This window comes from Methylobacterium sp. WL116 (assembly GCF_008039455.1).
Lineage (GTDB): Bacteria > Pseudomonadota > Alphaproteobacteria > Rhizobiales > Beijerinckiaceae > Methylobacterium.
Genome location: NZ_VRUV01000174.1, coordinates 1 through 8,413 on the forward strand (window position 1 = coordinate 1; position 8,413 = coordinate 8,413).

The following is an 8,413-nucleotide window of genomic DNA, read 5'->3' on the forward strand; positions in this document are numbered from 1 at the left end:
GCGGCGCCCTGGGCGGCGGCCATGTAGCGCGCGACGTCCTCGACCCGGCCCTGCCGCATCCGGGTCTGCATCATCTCCAGCGACCCGGCGATGCCCGCGAGCAGGTTGTTGAAGTCGTGCGCGAGGCCGCCGGTGAGCTGGCCCACCGCCTCCATCTTCTGCGACTGGCGCAGGGCGTCGGCCTGCTCCCGCTCGAGCGTGGTGTCGCGCCCCGAGGCGTAGACGCGGCCGTCCTCGAACGCGGCGGTCCAGGCGAACGACCGGTACGAGCCGTCCTTGTGGCGGAAGCGGTACTCGTACGGAACCGTGAGCGGCCGCTCCAGGATGGCGGCGAAGGCCGCCAGGGTCGCGGCGAGGTCGTCCGGGTGGGTGTAGGCGGCAAACGACCGGCCGATCAGCTCGTCGTCGCGCCAGCCCAGCAGCTCGGCCCAGGTCGGGTTGACGCTCTCCAGGGTGCCGTCCGGCAGCGCCACGATCAGCAATTCCTGCGACAGCCGCCAGGCCCGGTCGCGCTGGGCCGTCCGCTCGGCGACCCGCGTCTCCAGGGTGAGGTTGAGCTCCCGCAGCGCGGCGGTGGCCTCGTCGGCGGCGCGCCGCGCCGCGAGCAGGTCGCGCTCGTAGCGCCGGCGGTCGGAGGCGTTGAACACGGTGATCCGGATGAAGCGGATCTCGCCCGCCTCGTCCCGGCGGACCACCGCGTTGACCAGCACCGGCAGCGTCTGGCCGTCCGCGCGCACGAGGTCGAGGGCGACCTCGTTGAAGAAGCCCTGCATCCGCAGCAGCGGCGCGAAATGGGTCTCGTAGTAGATCTTGCCGGCGATGGTCAGCAGGTCGAGGAAGCGGCGCCCGACGAGGTGGCCGGCCGGGTATCCGGTCCAGGTCGCCAGCGTCCGGTTGACCTTCGACAGGCGCCCGCTCGGCAGGGCCGAGGCGTAGCCGCAGGGCGCGTTCTCGAACAGGTCGGCGAGGTCGTCGGCCTCCTGCACCCCGGAGGTGGGCGTCGCCTCGTCCACGTCATCACCCTCGGAGGAACGCCTCGATCGCCGCGACCGTCGCCTCGGGCGCGCTGAGGTTCGGGCAATGCCCGGTCGCGTCGAGCAGGACGAGCGCGCTGCCCGGCAGGTTGCGGTGGACGTACTCGCCGACCTCCCGGGGGGCGATCACGTCCTCCGCGCACTGGATCACCAGGCAGCGGGCGGCGACGTTCTCGAGGTCGGCGCGGTTGTCGGACAGGAACGTGGTCCGGGCGAAGCGCTTGGCGATGTCCGGATCAGTGCGGCAGAAGCTGTTGGTCAATTCCGCGCCGAGCTCGGGGCGGTCGGCGTTGCCCATGATCGTCGGGGCCATCGCCTGGGACCAGCCCATGTGGTTGCTGTCGAGGAAGTTGAGCAGTTCCTCCACCTGCGCCGCGGTGAAGCCGCCGACGTAGCCGTCCTCCGCGTCGTCGACGTAGCGCGGCGAGGGGCAGACCAGGACGAGGGTGTCGAACAGCTCGGGCGCCGCCTTCGCGGCGAGGATGCCGACCATGGCGCTGACCGAGTGGCCGACGAAGACGCCGCGCCGCACGCCGAGGGCGCGGGCGAGCGCGACCACGTCGTCGGCGTAGCCGTCGAGCGTGGCGTACCGCGCCGGGTCGTAGGCCGACAGGTCCGAGCCGCCGGCGCCGACATGGTCGAACAGCACCGTCCGGTAGCGATCCTCGAAGGCGGGCGCCACGAAGCGCCACATGTTCTGATCGCAGCCGAAGCCGTGGGCGAAGACCATCGCGGTCTCGCCGGCCCCGGCGATCTTCGTGTTGTGCCGTTGTACGACCGACAAACCCGCGTTCCCCCGCCGAAAACCGGTCTAGCACGCATCGCCGTGCCGTGCGCGGGGCCCGGATACCGGTAAAACCCGGCCGGCGGGCTCACGAACTCGACAGCCCGGCCGAGGCGCCGCCGGGACGGCACGCTCCTTGCCGGGCGGGGGCGGGCCGAACGTCACCGGGGGCCGAGCGAAACCGGGGGATCAGTCGCGTCGCCGGCTGGCATCCCCGAGAGCCGCCCGACATGGTGCCGGATGCCGCCGCGCGGATCGGAGCGACCATGGCTGACACGGATCAACCCTCCGGCCTGACGGGGCGCAAGACCGTCGAAGACATCCTCGCCGGGGGCGAGAGCGACGGGCATCAGCTCTCGAAATCGCTCGGCCTGTTCTCGATCATCGCGATGGGCATCGGCGCGGTGATCGGCGCGGGCATCTTCGTGCTCACCGGCACGGCGGCCGCGCAATATGCCGGGCCGGGGATCATGCTGTCCTTCGTCGCCGGCGGCATCGCCTGCGCCTTCGTCGGCCTGTGCTACGCCGAGATGGCCGCGCTCATCCCCGTGGCGGGATCGAGCTACACCTACACCTACGCGACGCTGGGCGAGTTCTTCGCCTGGATCATCGGCTGGGACCTGATCCTCGAATACGCCATGGGCGCGGCCACCGTGGCGGTGGGCTGGTCCGGCTACGTCGTCAGCCTGCTCAAGGATGTCGGGCTCGTCATCCCGCCCCGCTTCACCGCCGCGCCCGGCACCGCGGTGAAGCTCGCCGACGGGTCGGACGCCACCGCGCTGATGAACCTGCCGGCGGTGCTGATCGTCGGGCTGCTCACGCTGATGCTGGTGCGCGGCACCAAGGAATCGGCCCGGCTCAACAACGTCATGGTGGCGGTGAAGCTCACCGTGGTGCTGGCCTTCATCGTGCTCGGCTACGGCTACATCAAGCAGGCCAACTGGACCCCGTTCATTCCCGACAACGACGGCAGCTTCGGCCATTTCGGGTGGAGCGGCGTGCTGCGCGGCGCGGGCGTGGTGTTCTTCGCCTTCATCGGCTTCGACGCGGTCTCCACCGCCGCGCAGGAGGCGAAATCGCCCCAGCGCGACATGCCGATCGGCATCCTCGGCTCGCTCGCGATCTGCACGGTGCTCTACGTGCTGGTCGCCGCGGTGCTCACCGGCGTGGTGCCCTACAAGGACCTCAACGTCCCCGACCCGATCGCCAAGGGCGTCGACGTGATCGGCATCGCCTGGTTCTCGGCGCTGATCAAGCTCGGGGCGCTCACCGGGCTCACCACCGTGATCCTGGTGCTGCTCTACGGCCAGAGCCGGATCTTCTACACCATGGCCAACGACGGGCTTCTGCCGCGCCTGTTCGCCCACGTGCACCCGACCTACCAGACGCCCTATCGCAGCCAGATCCTGATCGGCGCGGCGGTGGCGATCGTGGCGGCGCTGGTGCCGATCGGGATCCTCGGCGAGATGGTCAGCATCGGCACGCTCGCCGCCTTCATCCTGGTCTGCGGCTCGGTGATCTACCTGCGCCGCTCGGACAAGGAGATGTACCGGCCGTTCCGCGTGCCGGGCGTGCCGACGGTGCCGATCCTCGGCATCCTGTCCTGCCTGTTCCTGATGGCGGGCCTGCCCCTCGACACCTGGCTGCGGCTCGTCGTGTGGATGGCGATCGGCTTCGCGATCTACTTCTTCTACAGCCGCAAGCACTCGGTGCTCCGCCGCCGGGACGGGACCACGGCGTGAGGGGCGGCCGTGCCGCTCCGATCGCGCGATGTCAGACGCCTCGGGGCAAGCGGTGCGCTAAGATCGCATCGATCTGCCGACCGATCACCGCCGTGCACGGATCGTCGGAGGCGCAAGCGCGGGCAACGAGGCGGGAATTCGATCGCTTGTTCGCGACAGGGGCCAGGCGCCGCTTCCGACGAGCCGTCCGGTACCGTCAGGCAGAGATGCGTGAGCCTGGTACCCTCGTAGAGGAAGCTTACCCGAACACGTACCCCCCGTTGATCCGCAGGCCGACCTCGCGGCCGGCGGCGTAGCGCTCGCCGTCGGAATCCTCGACGATCAGCAGGCCGCCGTCGGGGCGGCCGACCTCGATGCGCTGGCGGCCCTGGCTGCGGTAGGACGAGCGGACGGTGCCGGTGAGGTGGGCGGTGGCGGGCTCCACCAGCTGGAGCTGCCAGGGCCGCACGAACAGCTTCACCGGGCCGATGAGGCCGGCGGGCGCGGCGACCGGGGTCGGCTTGCCGTCGACGCGGACCCGGCCGCCCTCGGCGATCGCCTCGACCTCGATGGCGTCGCCGAGGAAGCGCAGCACGGTGGCCGAGGCCGGGTTCTCCTGGACCTCGTCCGGGGTGCCGACCTGCTCGAGCCGCCCCTTGTCGAGCACGGCGACGCGGTCGGAGAGCTCCAGCGCCTCGTCCTGGTCGTGGGTGACGAAGATCGTGGTCTGGCCGGTGCGGTCGTGGATCTCGCGCAGCCAGCGGCGCAGGTCCTTGCGGACCTGCGCGTCGAGCGCGCCGAACGGCTCGTCGAGGAGCAGGACGCGCGGCTCGACGGCGAGCGCGCGGGCGAGCGCGATGCGCTGGCGCTGGCCGCCCGAGAGCTGCGAGGGATAGCGGTCGGCGAAGCCCGACAGCCGGATCAGGTCGAGCAGCTCGCCGACGCGGCGCTTGATCTCCTGCGCCGGCGGCCGCTCCGCGCGCTTTCGCGCGTTCAGCCCGTAGGCGATGTTGTCGGCCACGCTCATGTGCTTGAACAGCGCGTAGTGCTGGAACACGAACCCGACCGCGCGCTGCTGCACCGGCAGGAAGGTGGCGTCGTCGCCGCCAAACAGGATGCGGCCGCGGTCCGGCGTGTCGAGCCCGGCGATGATGCGCAGCAGCGTCGTCTTGCCCGAGCCCGAGGGGCCGAGCAGGCCGAGCAGCTCGCCCGCGCGCACGTCGAGGTTGAAGTCGTGCAGCACGGCGGCCGTGTCGAAGGTCTTCGACAGGCCTTCGACGCGGATCGCGGTCGAGTTCGCGTTAATGCCGTGCCCGCGACCCGAGCTCCGCCCCGTAGCGCCATTCGAGGAGGGATTTGAGGGCGAGGGTGACAAGGGCGAGTCCGGCAAGGAGCGAAGCGACGGCGAAGGCGGCGACGAAATTGTACTCATTGTAGAGGATCTCCACGTGGAGCGGGATGGTGTTGGTCAGGCCGCGGATATGCCCGGACACCACCGAGACCGCGCCGAACTCGCCCATGGCGCGGGCGTTGCAGAGAAGCACGCTGTAGAGCAGGCCCCAGCGGATGTTGGGGAGCGTCACCGTGCGGAAGGTGTGGAGGCCGGTGGCGCCGAGCGTCAGCGCCGCCTCCTCCTCGGCGTTGCCCTGCTCCTGCATCAGCGGGATCAGCTCGCGGGCGACGAACGGGAAGGTGACGAACACCGTCGCCAGCACGATGCCGGGCAGCGCGAACAGGATCTGGATGCCGTGGTCCTGCAGCCAGCCGCCGAACAGGCCGCGGCTCCCGAACAGCAGCACGTAGATCAGCCCCGAGACCACCGGCGAGACCGAGAACGGCAGGTCGATCAGCGTGATCAGCAGGCTCTTGCCGGGAAACTCGAACTTGGCGATGGCCCAGGCGGCTGCGACCCCGAAGACGAGGTTGAACGGCACGGCGATCGCCGCCACCGTCAGCGTCAGGCGGATCGCGGTCCAGGCGTCGGGCTCGGAGAAGGCCTCGAGATAGGCGCCCACGCCGCGGGAGAGCGCCTGGGCGAACACCGTGAACAGCGGCAGCACCAGGAACAGCGCCAGGAACACCACCGCGGTGCCGATCAGCAGCCCGCGCACGAGGCGGCCCTCGCTGGCGGCCTCCTCCTGCGCCGGCGCGGCCGTCAGGCTCAGATCAGACATAACCGAACCTCCGGCGGCTCCAGGCCTGGATCAGGTTGATCGCCAGCAGGGTCAGGAACGAGATCCCGAGCATGATCGTGGCGATGGCGGCCGCGCCCCCGTAATCGAACTCCGAGAGCTTGATGACGATCAGCAGCGGCGCGATCTCGGAGACGTAGGGCAGGTTGCCGGCGATGAAGATGATCGAGCCGTACTCGCCGACGCCGCGGGCGAAGGCCAGCGCGAAGCCGGTGAGCACCGCCGGGATCAGCGGCGGCAGCACCACCTTGATCAGCGTCGTCCACCGGGTGGCGCCCAGCGTCGCGGAGGCCTCCTCGACCTCCTTGTCGATCTCGGCGATCAGCGGCTGCACGGTGCGCACGGCGAACGGCAGGCCGATGAACACCATGGCGATGAAGATGCCGACCGGCGTGTAGGCCGCCTGGATGCCGAGCCGCGCCAGCTGCGCGCCGACGAGGCCGTTCGGGGCATAGAGCGAGGCCAGCGCGATGCCCGCCACCGCGGTCGGCAGGGCGAAGGGCAGGTCGACCACGGCGTCGACGAGCTTGCGGCCCGGGAAGCGGTAGCGGGTCAGCACCCAGGCGACGAGGAAGCCGAACACCGAGGCGGTGAGCGCGGCGAGCAGCGACACGCCGAAGCTGATCCTGAGGGCGCTGGCCACGCGCGGGTCGGTGGCGACGTACCAGATCCCCGAGAGGCCGAGGCCCGAGGCCTTGGCGACGAGGGCGGCCAGCGGCAGCAGCACCACCAGCCCGAGGCAGGTCAGCGTGTAGCCGAAGGTGAGCCCGAAGCCGGGGATCACGCTGGCTTGTCGGAAGCGCCGCTTCGGGCGGGGTGGGGCGACCATGGGAAGTCTCTCGAGAAACGTTCGGATCGGTCGACGCGGCCGGCCCGATCGCGGGTCCCTTCTCCCGGCGACCTCGGGCCTGCCCGGGATCGGCTGCCCGGATAGGGAGAGGGGGTCGGTCGGCGCTACCGCCCCTGGCGGCTCAGCTGGTCGAACAGGCCGCCGGTGTCGAAGTTCCGCTTCTGGATCTCGTCCCAGTTGCCCTGGAGATCCTCGATCTTGAACAGCTTGATGTCCGGCAGCTGCTTGAGGTCGGCCTCGGCCGCCGCGGCGGGCTTGAACGGGCGGTAATGGTGCTTGGCGAAGATCGCCTGCGCCTTGTCGGTGTAGAGGAAGGCCAGGTAGGCCTCGGCCTGCTTGCGGGTGCCCTTGCGGTCGACGTTGGCGTCGACCAGCGCCACCGGCGGCTCGGCGTAGATCGAGGTCGGCGGCACGACGATGTCGAACTTGTCGGCGCCGAACTCCTGGAGCACGAGGTAGGCCTCGTTCTCCCAGGTCGGCAGCACGTCGCCCAGGCCCCGCTGGGCGAAGGTGACGGTGGAGCCGCGGGCGCCGGTGTCGAGCACCGGCACGTTCTTGTAGACGGTGCCGACGAAGGCGTCGGCCTTGGCCGCGTCCTTGTCCTGGTTGTAGGCGTAGCCCCAGGCGGCGAGGAAGTTCCAGCGCCCGCCGGCCGAGGTCTTGGGGTTCGGGGTGATGACCTTGATGTCGGGCTTGGCGAGGTCGCCCCAGTCCTTGACGCCCTTCGGGTTGCCCTTGCGCACGAGGAACACCACCGTCGAGGTGTAGGGCAGGCCGGCATTCGGCTGCTTGCCGCGCCAATCCTCGGGGATGCGCTTGGTGAGCTTGGCGATCGCGTCGATGTCGGAGGGGATGCCCAGCGTCACCACGTCGGCGTCGACCCCGTCGATCACCGTGCGGGCCTGCGAGCCCGAGCCGCCATGCGAGGCGCGCACCGTCACGGTCTCCCCGGTCCTGGCCTTCCAGTCCTCGGCGAAGGCCGCGTTGATGTCGCGGTAGAGCTCGCGCGTCGGATCGTACGAGACGTTGAGCAGGGCCGTCTCGGCGTGCGCGCCGACCACCGTGAGCAGGCCGCCGGCCAGGCACAGCCCCGCCAAGGCCGCCCGCCGCCCGATCCGCCCCGTCCGCCGTGTTCCGTGCCGCTCGCTCACGCCGATCCTCCGGTCATCACCGCGGGATGCGCGCCGGCCTCGGCCCGTATCCCCTACGAAGAGACCGGGTTTTCGTTCTTTTTACAGAACGTTGTCAACTGGTCGAGCGGCGCTGCACGACCGGAACACGGCGCTTCGATGCGCCATCGCTTGCCGAGCCCGCTGGTATTTCACACGCGAAAAACCGGATCTTCTCCGAACCGTCCCATCCGAAGAAGATATTTGCGGTGACCGGCCCGTTTCTTAGAACGAACGTTTTAGCGTCTCGGGCCGAACGGTGCCGCGCCTGCGAGGCGATGACGGACAGGCGACGGCGCAGCCGCGATCCCGTCCAGGCATGCATGGACGCGGAGGAACCGCGAGGCCGCGGACGCCCTAGCTGTCGAGGTATCCCGCCTCGGCCAGCGCTTCGGCCACGGCCTCGAACCAGGGATCGCCGGGGGCGGGGCCGCCGGCGAAGCGCGAAAAGTCCCGCCGGCGATGCAGGCCGGCCACGTCACCGCGGAGCCGCAGGCAAGCGCCGACGGCGCGTCCGAACGTGCACGCCTTGCGTGTGCAACGCTTTCCCCACACCATCGTTAACGATCGGTTCGCGAACGGGGTGCGGCATGACGATGACAGCGATCGGCGGGGCCCTGACGGCGGCGTCCGGCTTCTTCGGCCTCGGCGCCCGCCTGCGCG

Annotated in this window: 8 protein-coding genes; 1 reads left to right on the forward strand and 7 read right to left on the reverse strand. The window is 70.3% G+C overall.

Features of this window, described 5'->3' with window-relative positions:
- Positions 1 to 1,013 (reverse strand): PAS domain-containing hybrid sensor histidine kinase/response regulator (locus FV223_RS14045; protein ID WP_147727625.1); only part of this gene is annotated, 1,013 nt, incomplete at its 3' end.
- 4 nt (positions 1,014 to 1,017) lie between these two features.
- Complete coding sequence (locus tag FV223_RS14050) at positions 1,018 to 1,818, reverse strand: alpha/beta hydrolase (protein WP_187274955.1); 801 nt, start codon at positions 1,816 to 1,818, stop codon at positions 1,018 to 1,020.
- A gap of 266 nt (positions 1,819 to 2,084) precedes the next feature.
- On the opposite strand from FV223_RS14050, the gene FV223_RS14055 reads away from it, so the two are divergent.
- Positions 2,085 to 3,560, forward strand: coding sequence for an amino acid permease (locus FV223_RS14055; protein ID WP_147727626.1), 1,476 nt, complete (start codon positions 2,085 to 2,087; stop codon positions 3,558 to 3,560).
- Between the two features lie 238 nt (positions 3,561 to 3,798).
- Here the strand turns inward: FV223_RS14055 and FV223_RS14060 are convergent, their stop codons facing one another.
- The 5 genes from FV223_RS14060 to FV223_RS14080 form a co-directional block, all read right to left on the reverse strand.
- Complete coding sequence (locus FV223_RS14060) at positions 3,799 to 4,824, reverse strand: sulfate/molybdate ABC transporter ATP-binding protein (protein WP_281406275.1); 1,026 nt, start codon at positions 4,822 to 4,824, stop codon at positions 3,799 to 3,801.
- Between the two features lie 16 nt (positions 4,825 to 4,840).
- On the reverse strand, positions 4,841 to 5,713 hold the full coding sequence (gene cysW / locus FV223_RS14065; protein ID WP_147727627.1) for a sulfate ABC transporter permease subunit CysW: 873 nt from the start codon (positions 5,711 to 5,713) through the stop codon (positions 4,841 to 4,843).
- Positions 5,706 to 6,560 carry a sulfate ABC transporter permease subunit CysT gene (gene cysT / locus FV223_RS14070; protein ID WP_147727628.1) on the reverse strand — a complete coding sequence of 285 codons (855 nt, stop codon included), beginning with the start codon at positions 6,558 to 6,560 and terminating at the stop codon, positions 5,706 to 5,708. Before cysT ends, cysW begins: the two co-directional genes overlap by 8 nt.
- A 125-nt stretch (positions 6,561 to 6,685) precedes the next feature.
- Positions 6,686 to 7,678, reverse strand: coding sequence for a sulfate ABC transporter substrate-binding protein (locus FV223_RS14075; protein ID WP_243985829.1), 993 nt, complete (start codon positions 7,676 to 7,678; stop codon positions 6,686 to 6,688).
- Positions 7,679 to 7,826: 148 nt separating this feature from the next.
- Positions 7,827 to 8,075, reverse strand: coding sequence for a hypothetical protein (locus FV223_RS14080; protein ID WP_147727629.1), 249 nt, complete (start codon positions 8,073 to 8,075; stop codon positions 7,827 to 7,829).
- Positions 8,076 to 8,413: the final 338 nt, after the last annotated feature.